Genomic DNA, 18,755 nt, shown 5'->3' with positions numbered 1-18,755 from the left:
CATGCAATCGTTGCTTCAGCTGACCGACACCCAGATCAGTACTTGGGTGGCGTCGTTCATGTTGCCACTGTTTCGTGTCGCCTCGATGCTGATGGTCATGCCGGTGTTCGGCACCACCCTGGTGTCACGCCGCGTGCGGTTGTATTTCGCCGTGGCCATTACCGTGTGCATTGCCTCGGGGCTGCCGCCGATGCCGGCGGTCAATCCGCTGGCGCTCAGTGGCTGGTTGCTGATTGGCGAGCAGATTCTGGTCGGCGCGGTGCTGGGGTTTTCCCTGCAACTGTTTTTCCAGGCGTTTGCCGTGGCCGGGCAGATTGTCGCGATCCAGATGGGTATGGGCTTCGCCTCGATGGTTGACCCGGCCAACGGCGTCTCGGTGGCGGTCATCGGCCAGTTCTTCACCATGCTGGTGACGTTGTTGTTCCTGTCGATGAACGGCCATCTGGTGGTCTTCGAAGTGCTCACCGAGAGCTTCACCACGCTGCCGGTCGGCGGCGGCTTGATGACGGCGCAGTACTGGGAGTTGGCCGGCAAACTCGGCTGGGTGCTCGGGGCGGCGTTGTTGCTGGTATTGCCGGCGGTCACGGCGCTGCTGGTGGTCAACATTGCGTTCGGCGTGATGACCCGCGCCGCGCCGCAACTGAACATTTTCTCCATCGGTTTTCCGCTGACCCTGGTGCTCGGTCTGTTCATTGTCTGGGTCGGTCTGGCGGACATCCTCAATCAGTATCAACCGCTGGCCTCCGAGGCCCTGCAGTTGCTACGCGAACTGGCACAGGCGCGCTGAGGCATGGCTGAGAGCGAAAGCGGTCAGGACAAAACAGAAGACCCCACGGAGAAACGCAAAAAGGACTCCCGTGAGAAGGGTGAGATTGCCCGCTCCAAAGAGCTCAACACCCTCGCGGTGATGCTCGCCGGCGCCGGTGGTCTGCTGATCTTTGGCGGCATGCTGGCGCAGGAATTGATGGACCTGATGCGCCTCAATTTCAACCTTTCGCGGGAAGTGATCATGGACGAGAAATCCATGGGCACCTTCCTGCTGGTTTCGGGCAAGATCGCCCTGGTCGCGATCCAGCCGGTCATGATCACGCTGTTGCTGGCCGCATTGATCGGGCCGATCTCCCTCGGCGGCTGGCTGTTCGCCGCTGGCTCCATGGCGCCGAAATTCAGCCGGATGAATCCGGGTGCGGGCCTTAAACGCATGTTCTCGATGAAGGCCGTGATCGAACTGGTCAAGGCGCTGGCCAAGTTCATCATCACGCTGTTTGTGGCACTGATGGTGTTGTCGGCCGACATCGATGACTTCCTGCGGATCGCCCATGAACCGCTTGAGCAGGCAATCATTCACAGCGTGACGCTGGTGGGCTGGAGTTCGCTGTGGCTGGCCTGCGGGCTGATCATCATCGCGGCGGTCGACGTGCCGGTGCAGCTCTGGGAAAGCCACAAGAAACTGCTGATGACCAAGCAGGAAGTGCGCGACGAACACAAGGATCAGGAAGGCCGGCCAGAGGTCAAACAGCGCATCCGCCAGACCCAGCGCGAGATGTCGCAGCGGCGGATGATGGCGGCGATTCCCGACGCCGACGTGGTCATCACCAACCCGACCCACTACGCCGTGGCGCTCAAGTACGATTCGGAGAAGGGCGGCGCGCCGGTGTTGCTGGCCAAGGGCAGCGATTTCCTCGCGCTGAAGATCCGCGAAATCGCCGTCGCCAACAACGTCATGCTCCTCGAGTCGCCGGGGCTGGCGCGCTCGATCTACTACTCCACCGAACTGGAACAGGAAATCCCCGGCGGCCTCTATCTGGCCGTTGCCCAGGTGCTGGCCTACGTCTACCAGATCCGCCAATACCGCGCCGGCAAGGGCAAACGCCCCGATCCACTCAAGGACGATTTGCCGATCCCGCCGGATTTGCGCCGCGATTCCTGATCCTGCCAAAAAAAACCGCCACCCCGATTTAACGGGGTGGCGGTTTTTTTATGCCTGAACACAAATCCCCCCCCCTGTAGGAGCTGCCGAAGGCTGCGATCTTTTGATCTTGATCTTAAAAACAAGATCAAAAGATCGCAGCCTTCGGCAGCTCCTACAGGGGAGGGCAGAGAAGCGTGTTACTGCGGCAATTGCAGATTATCCAGCGCCCGATTCACCGCCAGTTCGCCGAGCATGATCAATTGCGCGATGCCCAGCAGCGTTCTGCGCTGCGACGCCGGTATGAGGTGAGCGAAGTCATGGGCGATGGTTCTGGCTGAGGCGAGTGTTTCGCAGGCATCGGCCAGCAGTTCTTCGTTTTTGAAGTCGGCGGTCACGGCGTACATCCTGCGGGTTCTGCGCGGCGGTGGGGTGGCTCCGGGCGCACAGAGGTAGTGGTCGAGCGCGCGGTCGGCGGCATCGTGGAGCTTTTTCGAATCGAGGGATTCGTAGGGGGAGGTGGGGTCGGTTTCGGGCGGGTTGGGTGTAGGTTTGATCATGGTGAAGCTCCTTGAGAAATGGAGCCGTCAGCCATCGCTGCTAAACGAAGAGGTGGCGGCTTTACGCGGGTTAGCAGACCAGGCTCAAGGATCCCGGCGCACCGAAGTGCCCCACGCAAAGCCACCATAACGTCATGGCGGAACCTGCGTGCCTTGAAAATTGGCGAGCTGCTAAACCCGGTCACTGAACATTCAGCGACCGATCCACAATAGAACCCGCCCCCCAAGGCGCACAAGCCGGCGGATTCTGGCTTAGCTGTAGGCAATGGCGCAAGGAGGTGTAGCCCGCAAGGCGTGTCTGGAGGTGTCTTTTAAACACCGAAGTTTGAAGGGCGGCTGAGCGAGCAACTGTCAGGCTGAGGGTCTGGTTTGTCGCTGACAGGATCTCAGGGACAATTTGTTGACTGCGCCGGGTTAACGGCGCCATCCCAATAATCACCTTTCGTCTGGAAGCAGGTCGTACCTGTCAGGTTTTACAGGTGTGGATTAAGTGCATTTGCGGTTTGCTTGCTGGGTGGTGCTGCACAGTCGGTGCGCACACTTCTGTGACAACAGGGAGAAAGACAATGAAAGGCAAATTCGACAGCTATGACCAAACTACGGGTAAGATCACCATTGTGGCGGACGAAGAAACCAATAAGGCGGGCAGTCCAGTCGACTCTCTTCCCGAAAATTTCACTCCTTCCCGGTTGGTTGCCAGGTTCGAGTTTGAGGATGAGTATGCCGAACTACGTAGTTCGGTCTATGAAATTAAAACTGAAAATGAGAAAAAGAAATACGAGCTCATCGTTCCTGAGGCGCATAGAGGCATTATTAACATCGCACCGGGTGCGAGCGTTGAGTTTGAACTTGTGAGCGAGGGGTCAATGGAAGTGAAAAGTATCAGTTACTAAGTAGTCTGGTGTTTTAAAAATCTTTCCGATTTCATCGGATCTGCGCCGCGATTCCTGAACCTACCGATAAAAAACGCCGCCCCGGTTTGACGAGGCGGCGGTTTTTTTATGTCTGACCCACTGATATCTCGGCGCCTGTCGCCGTCATTGTGGTGAGGGAGCTTGCTCCCGCTGGGCTGCGTAGCAGAGCCAAAACCTGAGACTTCGATCTTTCAGAAATAGCGCGAATTCAGGGTTTACGCCTTTAAATAGAATGCAAAAACATCCCGGGCAGCATGTCCACCCGGGAGCGTGAACAGAACATAAAGCAGGCCTGTCTCTGCGGGGCGCTTAGAGAGTGCTCGCTAAACCGTCATTTCGAAGTTGTCAAAAAATATGCCGTCTGGAGCGGCGGAAATGATGGTAACGCTGTATATGTTGTCGCGGATGAATACGAGTTGATCTGCCCTTATTCCTCTATTGATTCGCAAGAATTTTGTTTCTAGTAAAGATCCATTTTCATCACGAGCTTCAACTCTGTGATTGTCATAGTCGACATGTGTGTACCAAAAGCTCACACGAGAACACGACCTTCCAAAATTGAATTCGGCCTGTGCACTATTTAAACCAAAAAACTTTCCATCAACTTGTCCTGGATAGAGGCCCTCGCCAGTAGCTACTTCGATTCCCCAAATAAAATATATGGAATCTTTTTTTGGAGGGTGATTTTAATGTGGGGGGTTATGAATTCGCCTTCATTTTTGTCTAAAAATTCTGGAAATGAGTTGAAGTTTTCCGATAGTTGAAGAGGTTGATTTTGAACTGTATACAAACGTAGTGGTGTACTCACTGCTTCCGAAACTTCTGAAGTTCCTTTGGCGTTGATCAGGAGTTTGACGTGTAGTTTGCTACCGTCTTGCAGACTTTTGAGAAAGGTTGCAGGGATCGGCCATGCGAAATCGCCAAGTGATTCAATCTTTACGCCATCAGGCTCGATGCACCTGACGTTTTCGCCTTGTTCATTCACGCCTTCATAGATTCCCCACACCGTGTGTTCTATCGCCTGATGTACCCACCGAGTCGATTTCAATAAATCGGCAGTCGATAATTTTCTTACGTCCAGAGTGCCGTCCTTATTATTTGCAACATCCGTTGTCGGCAACCGAGCATCTTCGTCCGCCATCTCCATCACACCGAACCTCACTGCCTCCGATGACCCTGTCAGTTCACCGTTGCGATTCAAATTCCAGCGAAACTTAATATCCTGTCCATGTCGCGCCGCAAGAAACGCCGGGCTCAACACCGTGTTCACCTGCTTGTCGCTGTTGAATTCCACCAATGGAAATTGGGGCGAGCCTGCTGGTGGATTGACCTCCACCAGGCGTGCCTTGTCGCCGCTCAGTGCTTCGGGGAATTCAATGCGCACCTTTATGCCGTCCGGGTAGGCCAGCACATCAATCGGATCGATGGCCGGTGCTACAAGAAACGGTGGCGGCAGCTCCGTCAGCGCCGTGCCGATGCGCAATGTCAATTCCCGGGATTGCCCTAGCGGCACGCCGCCGCGCTGAATGCTGTAATCCGCGACCACCGTGCCGTTCAGGTTGGCGGTCACGTATTTTTTATCCACGGTGATGCGTACCGGCCGGCCGGCGGTGGCGGGGATCAGGTCGACATGATCACTGATGCTGCCGCCGCTGGCGGAGCCGCGCCAGCGGTAGTTCACGCGATCCTTGTCCTGGGTGCCGAGGTACGGCACCACCAGCGTGGCACCGGTGGGTGGCACGTTGTCCGGGTCGAGCATGTCGTTGGCATCTGCGCCCTCGACTTCCGGTCGGTTGAACGTCGGCAAGGCCACGCCGACCTGCATCATGAACGGCAGCGACTCGCGGACGCTCAATAGCCCCGTTTCGCTGTTGGTGACGATGTAATAGACCTTGACGTTCAGGCCGTTGAAGCGCTGGATTTCGGCATTGCTCACACTGCGCAGGACGGGCTGATTGTCCGCTACGTTGCCGACCGGGCGGGGATCTTCGTAATAAACGGTGTCGTTGCCGGGCGTCCGGGCCCACCAGATCAGGTTGATCAGGTCACTGCTGTTGCGACCGGGATACCAAGGGATGTTCACGGTTGCCCAAGTGGTCTCCGGTGGCAACGTCCCGCCCGGTGCTTCGTCGACGGTAGGGGCGACCAACTGACTGATGTCGCCAATCACCGTGACACTGAGATTTTTCGAAGGGCGGTCGCTTTCACCGTTGCGACGGCGCACATAGCCGACCGAGGCGGCGCCTTTGGCGATGGCTTTGACGGCCGCGTTGGGGATGGTGAAATCGAGCTGGAAGGGCACGTACATCACCCCTTTCTCCAGCGGCCCGACGATGATCTGCGACCCTTGCGCCGGGGTACCGATCCAGGTCAGGAGCACCTTGTCGCCCACTTCAAAATCATCTTTGGTGATATACACGCGGGCGTTCACATCGTCATCCCCGAGCTGATCGAGTTCGATGCTGACGGTTGGAATGCCGTTGACCAGCACCTGCGGTTCGTCCAGCCGATTGCCGCCGAGGTCCACCAACAGGTGATGTGTCGCCGACCACGGCGCCCGCTCGTCCGGGTAATTGCCGCAGCGATCAATGACCTGATAAGCCACCGCCACGCGCGCTCCGTCTCCGGCCGCCTCGATAACGGCGCGGCTGAAAACGACCGCGATCGGGTGGCCGATCGGGTCCTGCGCCTGCTGGGGCGTAACGACATGCACCAGTTGCTGGCTGCCCCAACGGGCGAGAATGCGGTCGTATCGGGTGAGGTTGCGGTAGGGCACGATGTGCATCGTCACCCCGCTGGGCGGCAGCGTCTCATCGACCTCGTCATGGGAGAGTGAGAACTTGAGATCAGAGTGGCCGTCATCGCCCGGAATGTCATCGTACTCGCCAGGGCGCGTGAGTTTGACCAGCAAGGTCATGACGGGGGTCGAGTCCTCCGGGGTCTGGTTCTTGCGCGTGATCCGGTAGAAGACTGGCGTGGCATCCCCCTCAAGCACGTGGTCCTTGGCAATGGTGAAAGCTACATCCTGGTTGAGCTCGGCATCGTTCTCGATGGATTTGCTCCAGACCGCTGCACTGTCATTACCCCAGAACACTTCGGCATGATCGCCAACGGACATGGTCAGCCAGGCGGAAATGATGCCTTGCAGATCGCCTTCCACGGCTCTGATGGGAATGCCTGCGTCATAGTGTTCGGCAGGGCTGAGGTTGACCAGTGCCGGAAAATACAGAGGTCTGAGGGCTTGAGGGGGTTGCTGGCTGGACATCTGGCGAACTCCGGTCGGGGGCTGGGTGACGGAGTTACTGAGCGCGCGTTGGAGGAATTGGGCACCTGTCAGATCTGACAGGTGCTGGCGGGTTTCCGACAAGTGGTCATGTGGGCTGAAGGAAAGAGGCGACAAACCGCAGCCGGGTTAAATGAGGTGGCGATTTTTTTATGCCTGGAGACATGTGTCGGCTGTAAGGCCGCCTTCGCGAGCAAGCTCGCTCCCACAGGGGAACTGTGTGATACCCCCAATCTGTGTTCATTGCGACGCGATTCCTGATAAATCAAAAGACCGCGACCTTCCGCCTGTCTGAAAAAGACCTCTACCTGTTAGTTCTGACAGTGGACACAAAGGGCATTCAGCTATCCCATGTTCCTTGGCAGGTTTCCCGGGCAAGTCGCCTTCTGACCTGTCTTAACATTCGCCAAGGAGAAGATCATGCCAGAGAACTACAGAAAGCTTGAAGGAATGAGGTTCGAGTTCGTTTCCGGGGCGGTGGCGAAAGAGTCTGATCATATCGCTTGCACGTTCACTTTTAAGGCGATGTTGGACTTCACGCATTTCGTGCACATGAGCAATGCGTATGTGCCGGGCTATCTCGATTCGTATATCAATGCGATCAAGCCAAGGTTGGACGGGGTAGCCCACCATAGTCTCTACAACCGATTCAATAGTGCCGCTGGCAACATTGGCACCGTTGAAGAGTTGGTCAGGGTTTTCTCTTCGCCCAATAACTACTCCGATACATGGGGGAGCAATGGCACTGCCCTGCAGATGCGTTATCACAAACCACAATTTCACATGGTTGGTGATCAGTTACAGGTCACGGGTGGGCAGGACTTTCGATGGGAGGTCGAGGGGGAGATCGAGCCGCAGGATGTGCCGGACATTTACTTTGTCTGGGCACTGATTGTGTTGAAGGCGTACCCCGAAGATCCTTTTCATCAGCCTGAGGAAATCGTGACATTAGGCTATTCTGAGGAGGCGTTTGTCGACGTGGGAGGGAGTCCGATCCGTAAGGGTACGCGCTACCTGGTGGGCCGCGATTTGCGTCTTGGTGCGATTAATCCAGAGCAAATTTTGACTGCCGGATATCCGTGAGTGCGCGGGTTTTTCTGATTTTTGTTCACCTGCGCTAAGGGTGATAGCCGTCCTGCGCCTGTTTTGCGGTCGGCTCCATGGTGCCTGGCTTCAGGCAAGACAATTCCCCGAAACAAACCTCAATTTCAATCCCCGGCAAAAGTTGGAAGGCTTCTTGCAGTAGCCGCCGTGCGCCCGCTTCGGGCGTCAAAAGTTTGCTTTAAAGGAACGGGGAAAACCGGTGGATCGCTCTCAGTTATTCAACACTGCTCGCTCGAATGTTGCCGACCTCAGTCGAGGCAATCTGGGCGTGCCGTTGTTGCTGCTGGTCATGCTGGCCATGATGATGCTGCCGGTGCCGCCGTTCCTGCTGGACGTGTTCTTCACCTTCAACATCGCCTTGTCGATTGTCGTCCTGCTGGTCTGCGTGTACGCGTTGCGGCCGCTGGATTTCGCGGTGTTCCCGACGATTCTGCTGGTGGCGACGCTGCTGCGGCTGGCGTTGAACGTGGCCTCGACGCGGGTGGTGATGCTCCACGGTCAGGACGGCCACGCCGCCGCCGGCAAGGTGATCCAGGCCTTCGGTGAAGTGGTGATCGGCGGTAACTACGTGGTCGGTATCGTAGTGTTCGCGATCCTGATGATCATCAACTTCGTCGTGGTGACCAAGGGTGCCGGGCGGATTTCCGAGGTGAGCGCGCGTTTCACCCTCGACGCAATGCCCGGCAAACAAATGGCGATCGACGCCGACCTCAACGCCGGTCTGATCGACCAGAACCAGGCCAAGGCGCGCCGTCAGGAAGTCGCGCAAGAGGCCGAGTTCTACGGTTCGATGGACGGTGCCAGCAAGTTCGTGCGGGGTGACGCCATCGCCGGCTTGCTGATCCTGTTCATCAACCTCATCGGCGGCATGGCGGTCGGTATCTTCCAGCACAACATGAACTTCGCCGACGCCGGCAAGGTGTACGCCTTGCTGACCATCGGTGACGGTTTGGTGGCGCAATTGCCATCACTGTTGTTATCGACAGCGGCAGCGATCATGGTGACCCGTGCTTCCGGTTCGGAAGACATGGGCAAGCAAATCAACCGGCAGATGTTCGCTTCGCCCAAAGCACTGGCAGTGGCGGCTGGTCTGATGGCGGTCATGGGCCTTGTTCCGGGCATGCCGCATTTCTCGTTTCTGAGCATGGCCGCGCTGGCCGCCGGTGGCGCCTACTTGTTCTGGAAAAAGCAGAACGTCGCCAAGGTGCAGGCGCTGCAGGAAGTTCAGCGTCAGCAGGAACTGCTGCCGTCGCCGGCCCGCGCCATGGAGACCAAGGAGCTGGGCTGGGATGACGTGACGCCGATCGACATGATCGGCCTGGAAGTCGGCTATCGCCTGATCCCGCTGGTCGATCGCAATCAGGGCGGGCAGTTGCTGGCGCGGATCAAGGGCGTGCGCAAGAAGCTCTCGCAGGACCTGGGCTTCCTGATGCCGACCGTGCACATTCGCGACAACCTCGATCTGGCGCCGAGTGCCTACCGCCTGACACTGATGGGCGTGATCCTGGCCGAAGCCGAGATCTACCCGGATCGCGAACTGGCGATCAACCCGGGGCAGGTCTACGGCACACTTAACGGCATTACCGCCAAAGATCCGGCTTTCGGCCTGGAGGCGGTGTGGATCGAAGTCAGCCAGCGCGCGCAGGCGCAATCGCTCGGGTACACCGTGGTCGACGCCAGTACCGTGGTGGCGACGCACTTGAACCAGATTCTGTACAAACACTCCAGTGAGCTGATCGGCCACGAAGAAGTGCAGCAACTCATGCAATTGCTGGCCAAAAGCTCGCCGAAACTGGCTGAAGAGCTGGTGCCGGGCGTGGTGTCGCTGTCGCAATTGCTCAAGGTGCTGCAGGCATTGCTGGCCGAACATGTGCCGGTACGCGACATCCGCAGCATTGCCGAAGCCATCGCCAACAATGCCGCCAAGAGTCAAGATACCGCCGCTTTGGTGGCCGCCGTACGCGTCGGCGTATCCCGCGCCATCGTCCAAAGCATTGTAGGCACTGACTCCGAGCTGCCTGTGATCACCTTGGAACCAAGGTTGGAACAAATATTGCTCAATAGTCTGCAGAAGGCAGGACAAGGCTCGGAAGAGGGCGTTCTGCTGGAGCCAAGCATGGCCGAGAAGCTGCAGCGTTCGCTCATCGAAGCGGCGCAGCGCCAGGAAATGCAAGGTCAACCGGTGATCCTGTTGGTAGCAGGCCCGATCCGCGCGATGCTCTCGCGTTTCGGTCGCCTCGCCGTCCCGGGGCTGCACGTGCTGGCCTACCAGGAAATTCCGGACAACAAGCAAGTGACCATCGTTGCGACAGTAGGGCCCAACGGCTGAGGTAGTGGTTTATGCAAGTTAAGCGTTTTTTCGCCGCCGATATGCGTCAGGCCATGAAGCTGGTTCGTGATGAGCTGGGCGCTGATGCCGCCATCATTGGCAACCGCCGCATTGCCGGCGGCGTCGAGCTGACGGCGGCGCTGGATTACAAATTGTCGGCGCTGGCGCCGCGGGTTCCGAACATGGAACTTGAGGACGAACTGCGCAAGACCCAGTCGCGCATCGTCACCGCTCAGGCCGAACTGAGCCTGCGTGGCGAAGCCGATGGCAATAGCAATCGCCAGATCTTTGCCGGGCTGCCGTTGACGGCCGGCCTGCCACTGACCGCTGCCGAGCCGTTGAGCGAACCGACCTACGCCGCCCCGGCGCGTCCGGCTCCGGCTCCGGCACAGACGTCCGCTGGTGTCGATCCGCGTGCGCTGGATTCTATGCGTTTCGAATTGAACAGTCTGCGTGAGCTGATGGAAGTGCAGCTCGGCACCCTGGCCTGGAACCAGCTGCAAGGCAGCCGTCCGGCGCAAGCCAATCTGTATCGCCGCCTGCAGCGCATCGGCCTGTCCGGGCCGTTGTCGCGCGACCTGCTGGCGATGATCACCGACATCGAAGAACCACGTCAGGCCTGGCGCATGCTGCTCGCGCACCTGGCGCGGATGATTGCCGTACCGGAAGTCGAGCCGCTGGAAGAGGGCGGGGTCATTGCCATGGTCGGCCCGGCCGGCATGGGCAAGACCACCACCCTGGCCAAACTGGCTGCGCGCTACGTGCTCAAGTACGGCGCGCAGAATGTGGCGCTGGTCAGCATGGACAGCTTCCGCATCGGTGCGCAGGAACAACTCAAGACCCTGGGGCGGATTCTCAACGTGCCGGTGACCCACGTCGATCCGGGCCAATCGCTGGTTCAGGCGCTGGACCCGCTGCTGCGCAAACGCGTGGTGCTGATCGATACCGCCGGCCTGCAGGCCAGCGATCCGGCGCTGCGCATGCAGCTGGAAAGTCTGGCCGGGCGTGGCATTCGTTCAAAAAATTATCTGGTGCTGGCAACCACCAGCCAGAAACAGGTTCTAACCGCCGCTTATCACAGTTACAAGCGTTGCGGGCTTGCCGGCTGCATCCTGACTAAACTGGATGAGACGGCCAGCCTTGGCGAAGTGTTGAGCCTGGCGATCAGTCATGAACTGCCGGTCGCGTACCTGACCGATGGCCCACGGATTCCGGATGATCTGCATCTGCCGCGCCGTCATCAGCTGGTCAGCCGCGCCGTCAGCGTGCAAATGCAGGAAGAACCCAGCGAAGAAGCCATGGCTGACATGTTCGCTGATATCTACCACAGCCCGACCAAGCAGGTTGGCTGAGGTAATGAACAGTTTTTGTACCTACATCGATGGTCTGCCATGCATTGTTCCGGTTGTGAACGCGCAGCCAGTAATGTGGCCTCCGTCTATGCAAGACAAGGTAAAGAAATAACATGGGCAGCATGCATCCCGTACAGGTGATCGCGGTGACCGGCGGCAAAGGTGGCGTCGGCAAGACTAACGTGTCAGTGAACTTGTCTCTGGCGCTGGCAGAGCTTGGCCGTCGGGTCATGCTGCTGGACGCTGACCTGGGGCTGGCGAACGTCGACGTTCTGCTGGGACTGACCCCCAAACGCACGCTGGCCGATGTGATCGAAGGCCGCTGCGAGCTGCGCGACGTGCTGTTGCAGGGCCCCGGCGGGATCCGCATCGTGCCGGCCGCTTCCGGCACCCAGAGCATGGTGCACCTGAGCCCGGCGCAACATGCCGGTCTGATTCAGGCCTTCAGCGACATCGGCGACAATCTCGATGTACTGGTGATCGACACCGCTGCGGGCATTGGTGACTCGGTAGTCAGTTTCGTGCGCGCGGCGCAGGAAGTGTTGCTGGTGGTCTGCGACGAGCCGACCTCGATCACCGACGCCTACGCGCTGATCAAACTGCTCAACCGCGACTACGGCATGAACCGCTTCCGCGTCCTCGCCAACATGGCGCAGAGCCCGCAGGAAGGGCGCAACCTGTTCGCCAAGTTGACCAAGGTCACGGATCGCTTTCTCGACGTCGCCTTACAATACGTCGGCGCGGTGCCGTACGACGAAAGCGTGCGCAAGGCAGTGCAGAAGCAGCGAGCGGTCTATGAAGCCTTTCCGCGTTCCAAGTGCGCGCTGGCGTTCAAGGCGATCGCGCAGAAGGTCGATACCTGGCCGCTGCCTGCCAACCCGCGTGGGCATCTTGAGTTTTTCGTCGAGCGCCTCGTGCAGCAAACGGCAGGGCCTGTGTTATGACCGCCAGCGGTATGAACTACTACAAGAAATCGGCACGTGACGCGCAGTACGAGTTGATCGAGCGTTACGCGCCACTGGTCAAGCGCATTGCCTATCACCTGCTGGCGCGCTTGCCGGCGAGTGTGCAGGTCGAAGACCTGATTCAGGCCGGGATGATCGGCCTGCTCGAAGTCTCGACCAAATACGACGCCAGCAAAGGCGCCAGTTTCGAAACGTACGCGGGCATCCGGATCCGCGGCGCGATGCTCGATGAAGTGCGCAAAGGGGATTGGGCACCACGCTCGGTTCACCGCAACACCCGTATGGTCAGCGACGCAATTCGCTCAATTGAAGCTAAAACCGGCCGTGATGCTAAAGATCACGAGGTTGCGGCCGAACTCCAATTGAGTCTCGATGATTACTACGGGATTTTGAATGACACGCTGGGCAGCCGGCTGTTCAGTTTCGACGACCTGCTGCAGGACGGCGAACACGAAGGGCTGCACGAGGATGGCGCCAGTGCTCATCTTGAGCCGTCACGCGATCTGGAAGATGAACGCTTCCAGGCTGCGCTGGCGGACGCGATTGCCAATTTGCCGGAGCGTGAGCGACTGGTGTTGGCGCTGTACTACGACGAAGAACTGAACCTCAAGGAAATCGGTGAAGTCCTTGGCGTCAGTGAATCGCGGGTCAGCCAGTTACACAGCCAGTGCGCGGCCCGTTTGCGGGGGCGTTTGGGGGAGTGGCGAGCGCGCTGAAGGCAGTGTGGGGACACTGCGAACGAGGCTGGTGCGGTGATGAACGGCACCGGTCTTGCTCTGTTGTGCTCCAGACAGTCATCGAGTGCTTTGCCGGATTGATTGAAATGGCGCGTCCAGGTGCTGGGCGCGTTTAAGACTGCTTGGAGGTCGAATTGGACAAGAACATGAAAATCCTCATCGTTGATGACTTCTCAACGATGCGGCGGATCATCAAGAACCTGCTGCGTGATCTGGGGTTCACCAACACCGTCGAGGCCGACGATGGCACCACTGCCATTCCGGTGCTCAACAGCGGAAGCATCGACTTTCTGGTAACGGACTGGAACATGCCGGGCATGACCGGTATCGACCTGCTGCGCCACGTGCGTGCCGATGAAAAACTCAAGCACCTGCCCGTGCTGATGGTGACTGCCGAAGCCAAGCGCGAGCAGATCATCGAAGCGGCCCAGGCCGGCGTGAACGGCTACGTGGTCAAACCTTTCACGGCTCAGGCGCTGAAAGAAAAAATCGAGAAGATTTTCGAACGCATCGGCTGATGAACGCGCGGGGGAGCTATGGAGCATAACGAATCTTCACAGGGCGATTTCGAATCGACCCTGAAAAAACACGCGGTCGAACTGGTCGAGAGCCTTGAAAAAGGCAGGTTCGGCGACGCTGTGCAACTGATCCATGAGCTCAATCAGACCCGTGACCGTGGCCTGTATCAGGAAGTGGGCAAGCTCACACGCGAACTGCACAGTGCGATCGTCAACTTCCAGATCGATCCGCACATGCCGCAGGCCGAGGAAGTGTCGCAAATCACCGACGCCACCGAACGCCTGGGCTATGTGGTCAAGCTGACCGAAGCCGCGGCCAACCGCACCATGGATCTGGTCGAAAGCGCGACCCCGGTGGTCAATGGCCTGGCTGAAGAAGCCCAGGCCCTGAGCACCGATTGGGGCCGCTTCATGCGTCGTGAAGTCGGGGCTGAGGAGTTCCGCGAACTGGCGCGCCGGGTCGACGGTTTTCTGTCACGCAGCAGCACGGACAACCGTGCGGTGTCGAGCAACCTGAACGACATCCTGCTGGCTCAGGATTACCAGGACCTCACCGGTCAGGTGATCAAGCGTGTGACCCAACTGGTCACCGAAGTCGAAAGCAATTTGCTCAAACTCGTCCTCATGGCCAGTCAGGTTGACCGCTTTGCGGGCATCGAACACGACCGTGCCGCGATGCTTGCAGAAAAAGATCCACAAAAACATCTCTCGCAGGGTGAAGGTCCGCAGATTCATGCCGATAAACGAGAAGACGTTGTGTCCGGTCAGGACGATGTGGACGATTTGTTATCCAGCCTCGGATTCTAGAGTTTTGGAATTTTAGGTTTTTTGGGTTTTTAGACCTGTAGGAGCACCCCATTAATGAGCTTCGGCGCCGATGAAGAGATCCTTCAGGATTTCCTGGTTGAGGCCGGCGAGATTCTTGAGCAACTGTCCGAGCAACTGGTCGAGCTGGAAAGCCGCCCGGATGACGCAGATCTGCTCAACGCAATTTTTCGCGGTTTCCACACTGTAAAAGGGGGCGCCGGCTTCCTTCAGCTCAACGAGCTGGTGGAGTGCTGTCACATCGCCGAAAACGTGTTCGACATCCTGCGCAAGGGTGAGCGTCGCGTTGATGCAGAACTGATGGACGTGGTGCTTGAAGCACTGGACGCGGTGAACAGCATGTTCAGCGAAGTCCGTGAACGTGCACCGATCACGGCCGCCACTCCGGAACTGCTGGCCGCGCTGGCGCGTCTGGCCGAGCCGCAATCGGCGGACGAAGCTCCGGCTTCGCCGGTGGCCGAGATGATCGAAGAGCTGGTCGTCGAAGGCGATTCAAGCGATTCGGGCGACATCACCGATAACGAATTTGAACAGCTGCTGGATTCGCTGAACGCCGTCAAGGCTGAAGCCGAAGCCCCGGCCGCCGCTGCGCCTGCGCCGGCTGCCGATGCGGCCGCCAGCGATGAAATCACCGACGCCGAATTCGAGTCGTTGCTCGATCAGTTGCACGGCAAAGGCCAGTTCGCGCCAGACGCCGTCGCACCGACCGCGGCTGCTCCAGCGGCACCGGCGGCGGGTGACAGCTCGGACATCACCGACGACGAATTCGAAGCACTGCTCGATCAATTGCACGGCAAGGGCAACTTCGCCGTCGAAGCACTGGAATCGGCTATTGCTTCGGCACCGGCTGCGCCTGCCGCACCGGCGGCCGCGGCTGCCGGCAGTGATCTGATCAGCGATCACGAATTCGAATCGCTGCTCGACGAATTGCACGGCAAAGGCAAGTTCACCGACGTTGGCGCCGCTGCTGCGGGCACCGCGTCGACCGTGGCTGCGCCTGCCGCCAAGGCTGCTGCCGCTCCGGCCGCTGTGCCTAAGGCAGCTCCCAAGCCTGAACCGAAAGCCGAAACGCCAAAACCGGCTGCCGCTGCTGCACCGGCGCCGGCCCGTGCTCCCGCTGCACCGCCGCCGGAAAAACCGGCGAGCGAAGCCGAGACCACCGTGCGTGTCGACACTGCGCGTCTCGACGAAATCATGAACATGGTCGGCGAACTGGTGCTGGTGCGTAACCGCCTGGTGCGCCTGGGTCTCAACAGCGGCGACGAAGCCATGTCCAAGGCCGTGTCGAACCTCGACGTGGTCACGGCGGACTTGCAGACCGCAGTGATGAAGACCCGGATGCAGCCGATCAAGAAGGTCTTCGGGCGCTTCCCGCGTCTGGTTCGTGACCTGGCGCGTCAGCTCAAGAAAGAGATCAACCTGGAACTGGTGGGTGAAGAAACCGACCTCGACAAAAACCTTGTCGAGGCCCTGGCCGACCCGCTGGTCCACTTGGTGCGCAACGCGGTCGACCACGGCATCGAGTCGCCGGAAGAACGCGAAGCTTCGGGCAAGGCTCGTGGCGGTCGCGTGGTACTGGCGGCCGAGCAGGAAGGCGACCACATCCTGTTGTCGATCTCCGACGACGGCAAGGGCATGGATCCGAACGTCCTGCGTTCGATCGCGGTAAAGCGCGGTGTGATGGACAAGGACGCGGCCGATCGCCTGAGCGATACCGAGTGCTACAACCTGATTTTCGCCCCGGGTTTCTCGACCAAGACCGAGATCTCCGACGTGTCCGGCCGCGGTGTCGGCATGGACGTGGTGAAGACCAAGATTTCCCAGCTCAACGGCTCGATCAACATCTACTCGACCAAGGGCCAGGGCTCGAAGATCGTCATCAAGGTGCCGCTGACGCTTGCGATCATGCCGACCCTGATGGTCATGCTCGGCAATCAGGCGTTTGCGTTCCCGCTGGTCAACGTCAACGAAATTTTCCACCTCGACCTGTCGACCACCAACGTGGTGGATGGCCAGGAAGTGGTGATCGTGCGGGACAAGGCGCTGCCATTGTTCTACCTCAAGCGCTGGCTGGTCAGCTCCGCCGCTCACGAAGAGCAGCGTGAAGGCCATGTGGTGATCCTGTCGGTGGGCACCCAGCGGATCGGCTTCGTCGTCGATCAACTGGTCGGCCAGGAAGAAGTGGTCATCAAGCCATTGGGCAAAATGCTGCAGGGCACTCCGGGCATGTCCGGCGCCACCATCACCGGTGACGGCCGCATCGCGCTGATCCTCGATGTTCCAAGCATGCTCAAGCGTTACGCGACGAAGCGTATTTGAATCCGGGGCGGCGGGGCGACAACGTCCCGCTGCACCTAATGGAGTGTTTATGGCAGTCAAAGTCCTGGTGGTGGACGATTCGGGTTTTTTCCGCCGCCGCGTCTCGGAAATTCTTTCAGCGGATCCGAGCATCCAGGTGGTCGGCACGGCCACCAACGGTAAAGAGGCGATCGATCAGGCCCTGGCCCTCAAGCCGGACGTGATCACCATGGACTACGAGATGCCGATGATGGATGGCATCACGGCGGTGCGGCACATCATGCAGCGCTGCCCGACCCCGGTGTTGATGTTCTCCTCGCTGACCCACGAAGGCGCCCGGGTCACCCTGGATGCGCTGGACGCCGGTGCGGTGGATTTCCTGCCGAAGAATTTCGAAGACATTTCCCGTAACCCGGAGAAGGTCAAGCAACTGCTGTGCGAGAAGGTCCACAGCATCTCGCGCAGTAACCGTCGTTTCAGTGCCTACAGTGCGCCGGCTCCGGCTGCTGCACCGACGCCTGCGCCAGCCCCGGCGGCTTCGAGTTTCAGCAGCCACAGCACTGCTGCTCCGACGCGTCCGGCGCCGGCTCCAGCACCTGCTCGCGCGTCAGCCGCCAGCGCGTCGTCGCCGGCACCGAAACGCAAAGCCTACAAACTGGTTGCCATCGGTACCTCGACCGGTGGTCCGGTTGCCCTGCAACGGGTGCTGACCCAATTGCCGGCAAACTTCCCGGCGCCGATCGTGCTGATCCAGCACATGCCGGCGGCGTTCACCAAGGCCTTTGCCGAGCGTCTGGACAAGCTGTGCCGCATCAGCGTCAAGGAAGCCGAGGATGGCGACATCCTGCGTCCAGGCCTGGCGCTGCTGGCCCCGGGTGGCAAGCAGATGATGATCGACGGCCGTGGCGCGGTGAAAATCCTGCCGGGCGACGAGCGTCTGAATTACAAGCCGTGCGTGGACATCACCTTCGGTTCGGCGGCCAAGTCCTACGGCGACAAAGTTCTGGCGGTGGTCCTCACCGGCATGGGCGCCGACGGCCGTGAAGGCGCGCGTCTGCTCAAGCAGGGCGGCAGCTCGGTATGGGCCCAGGACGAAGCAAGCTGCGTGATCTACGGCATGCCGATGGCCATCGTCAAAGCCGATCTGGCTGACGCGGTCTACGGCCTGGACGACATCGGCAAGCACATCGTCGAGGCGTGTATCTGATGGATGTTTTAAGCCTTATCGGGATTATCCTGGCGTTCGTCGCCATCATCGGCGGCAACTTCCTTGAAGGCGGCCACCTCGGCGCGCTGGCCAACGGCCCGGCGGCGCTGATCGTTCTCGGCGGCACCATCGGTGCCGCGCTGTTGCAATCGCCGATGAGCGCCTTCAAGCGCGCCATGCAGATCCTCGCCTGGATCCTGTTTCCGCCACGGGTGGATCTGGCTGGCGGCATCGACCGCGTGGTCAACTGGAGCCTCACCGCGCGCAAGGAAGGCCTGCTCGGCCTGGAAGGCGTCGCCGATGCCGAACCCGACAACTACTCGCGCAAGGGCTTGCAACTGCTGGTTGACGGCGCCGAGCCGGAGGCGATCCGCAGCATCCTCGAAGTGGACTTCTACACCCAGGAAGCCCGCGACATCGAAGCGGCCAAAGTCTTCGAAAGCATGGGTGGCTACGCGCCGACCATCGGCATCATCGGTGCGGTGATGGGGCTTATCCATGTGATGGGCAACCTCGCTGATCCGACGCAATTGGGCAGCGGCATTGCCGTGGCATTCGTCGCGACCATCTACGGCGTGGCCAGTGCCAACCTGGTGTTGCTGCCGGTGGCGGCCAAGCTCAAGTCAATCGCGTTGCGGCAGTCGCGTTATCGCGAAATGTTGTTGGAAGGTATTTTGTCGATCGCCGAAGGTGAAAACCCTCGCTCTATCGAGCTGAAGCTTCAGGGCTTCATGGATTGATGGGGGTAATGGAC

The 18,755-nt window shown here is 59.4% G+C and carries 15 protein-coding genes; 13 read left to right on the top strand and 2 right to left on the bottom strand.

Going from position 1 to position 18,755, the window contains the following annotated elements; genetic code table 11:
• Position 1: 1 nt before the first annotated feature.
• Entirely contained in the window at positions 2-787 is a 786-nt protein-coding gene (fliR, locus tag ACM6HV_RS01670) for a flagellar biosynthetic protein FliR (protein ID WP_414903163.1), read from the top strand.
• Between the two features lie 3 nt (positions 788-790).
• Entirely contained in the window at positions 791-1,930 is a 1,140-nt protein-coding gene (gene flhB, locus ACM6HV_RS01665; RefSeq protein ID WP_222015790.1) for a flagellar biosynthesis protein FlhB, read from the top strand.
• A 179-nt stretch (positions 1,931-2,109) separates the two neighbouring features.
• Here the strand turns inward: flhB and ACM6HV_RS01660 are convergent, their stop codons facing one another.
• The gene (locus ACM6HV_RS01660; RefSeq protein WP_414903161.1) at positions 2,110-2,469 is read right to left on the bottom strand and encodes a DUF6124 family protein; all 360 of its coding nucleotides are present in this window, start codon (positions 2,467-2,469) and stop codon (positions 2,110-2,112) included.
• A 566-nt stretch (positions 2,470-3,035) separates the two neighbouring features.
• Between ACM6HV_RS01660 and ACM6HV_RS01655 the strand changes: the two genes are divergently transcribed.
• Complete coding sequence (locus ACM6HV_RS01655; RefSeq protein WP_414903159.1) at positions 3,036-3,362, top strand: hypothetical protein; 327 nt, start codon at positions 3,036-3,038, stop codon at positions 3,360-3,362.
• Positions 3,363-4,017: 655 nt separating this feature from the next.
• Here ACM6HV_RS01655 and ACM6HV_RS01650 read toward each other — a convergent pair.
• Positions 4,018-6,648: a hypothetical protein gene (locus ACM6HV_RS01650; protein ID WP_414903157.1), complete on the bottom strand. Its 2,631-nt coding sequence runs from the start codon at positions 6,646-6,648 to the stop codon at positions 4,018-4,020.
• A gap of 438 nt (positions 6,649-7,086) precedes the next feature.
• Here ACM6HV_RS01650 and ACM6HV_RS01645 point away from each other — a divergent pair, with 438 nt between their 5' ends.
• The 10 genes from ACM6HV_RS01645 (at position 7,087) to ACM6HV_RS01600 (ending at position 18,741) form a co-directional block, all read left to right on the top strand.
• Positions 7,087-7,749 carry a hypothetical protein gene (locus ACM6HV_RS01645; RefSeq protein ID WP_145593035.1) on the top strand — a complete coding sequence of 221 codons (663 nt, stop codon included), beginning with the start codon at positions 7,087-7,089 and terminating at the stop codon, positions 7,747-7,749.
• A gap of 220 nt (positions 7,750-7,969) precedes the next feature.
• The gene (flhA, locus tag ACM6HV_RS01640; protein ID WP_041072957.1) at positions 7,970-10,099 is read left to right on the top strand and encodes a flagellar biosynthesis protein FlhA; all 2,130 of its coding nucleotides are present in this window, start codon (positions 7,970-7,972) and stop codon (positions 10,097-10,099) included.
• 11 nt (positions 10,100-10,110) lie between these two features.
• Positions 10,111-11,451, top strand: a complete 1,341-nt coding sequence (gene flhF / locus ACM6HV_RS01635; RefSeq protein WP_145593033.1) for a flagellar biosynthesis protein FlhF — start codon at positions 10,111-10,113, stop codon at positions 11,449-11,451.
• Positions 11,452-11,564: 113 nt separating this feature from the next.
• Positions 11,565-12,395, top strand: a complete 831-nt coding sequence (fleN, locus tag ACM6HV_RS01630) for a flagellar synthesis regulator FleN (RefSeq protein WP_003222917.1) — start codon at positions 11,565-11,567, stop codon at positions 12,393-12,395.
• A complete protein-coding gene (gene fliA, locus ACM6HV_RS01625) occupies positions 12,392-13,132 on the top strand; it encodes an RNA polymerase sigma factor FliA (protein WP_007920004.1) in 741 nt (246 codons plus the stop codon). Before fleN ends, fliA begins: the two co-directional genes overlap by 4 nt.
• Positions 13,133-13,299: 167 nt before the next feature.
• Positions 13,300-13,671, top strand: coding sequence for a chemotaxis response regulator CheY (locus tag ACM6HV_RS01620; protein WP_003183998.1), 372 nt, complete (start codon positions 13,300-13,302; stop codon positions 13,669-13,671).
• An 18-nt stretch (positions 13,672-13,689) separates the two neighbouring features.
• Positions 13,690-14,478 (top strand): protein phosphatase CheZ, encoded by a 789-nt coding sequence (locus ACM6HV_RS01615; protein WP_027613919.1) that lies wholly within the window; start codon positions 13,690-13,692, stop codon positions 14,476-14,478.
• A gap of 54 nt (positions 14,479-14,532) precedes the next feature.
• Positions 14,533-16,815, top strand: coding sequence for a chemotaxis protein CheA (locus ACM6HV_RS01610; protein WP_414903153.1), 2,283 nt, complete (start codon positions 14,533-14,535; stop codon positions 16,813-16,815).
• Between the two features lie 49 nt (positions 16,816-16,864).
• Positions 16,865-18,001, top strand: coding sequence for a protein-glutamate methylesterase/protein-glutamine glutaminase (locus tag ACM6HV_RS01605; RefSeq protein WP_414903151.1), 1,137 nt, complete (start codon positions 16,865-16,867; stop codon positions 17,999-18,001).
• Positions 18,001-18,741, top strand: a complete 741-nt coding sequence (locus ACM6HV_RS01600; RefSeq protein WP_007967839.1) for a flagellar motor protein — start codon at positions 18,001-18,003, stop codon at positions 18,739-18,741. Before ACM6HV_RS01605 ends, ACM6HV_RS01600 begins: the two co-directional genes overlap by 1 nt.
• The last annotated feature ends 14 nt before the right edge of the window (positions 18,742-18,755 follow it).

The sequence above is a fragment of the Pseudomonas sp. IT-P260 genome (assembly GCF_949768395.1).
Taxonomy (GTDB): domain Bacteria; phylum Pseudomonadota; class Gammaproteobacteria; order Pseudomonadales; family Pseudomonadaceae; genus Aquipseudomonas; species Aquipseudomonas parakoreensis.
Note: the sequence above shows the minus strand (reverse complement) of the source record. Positions and strands in the feature narration are given on the sequence as shown.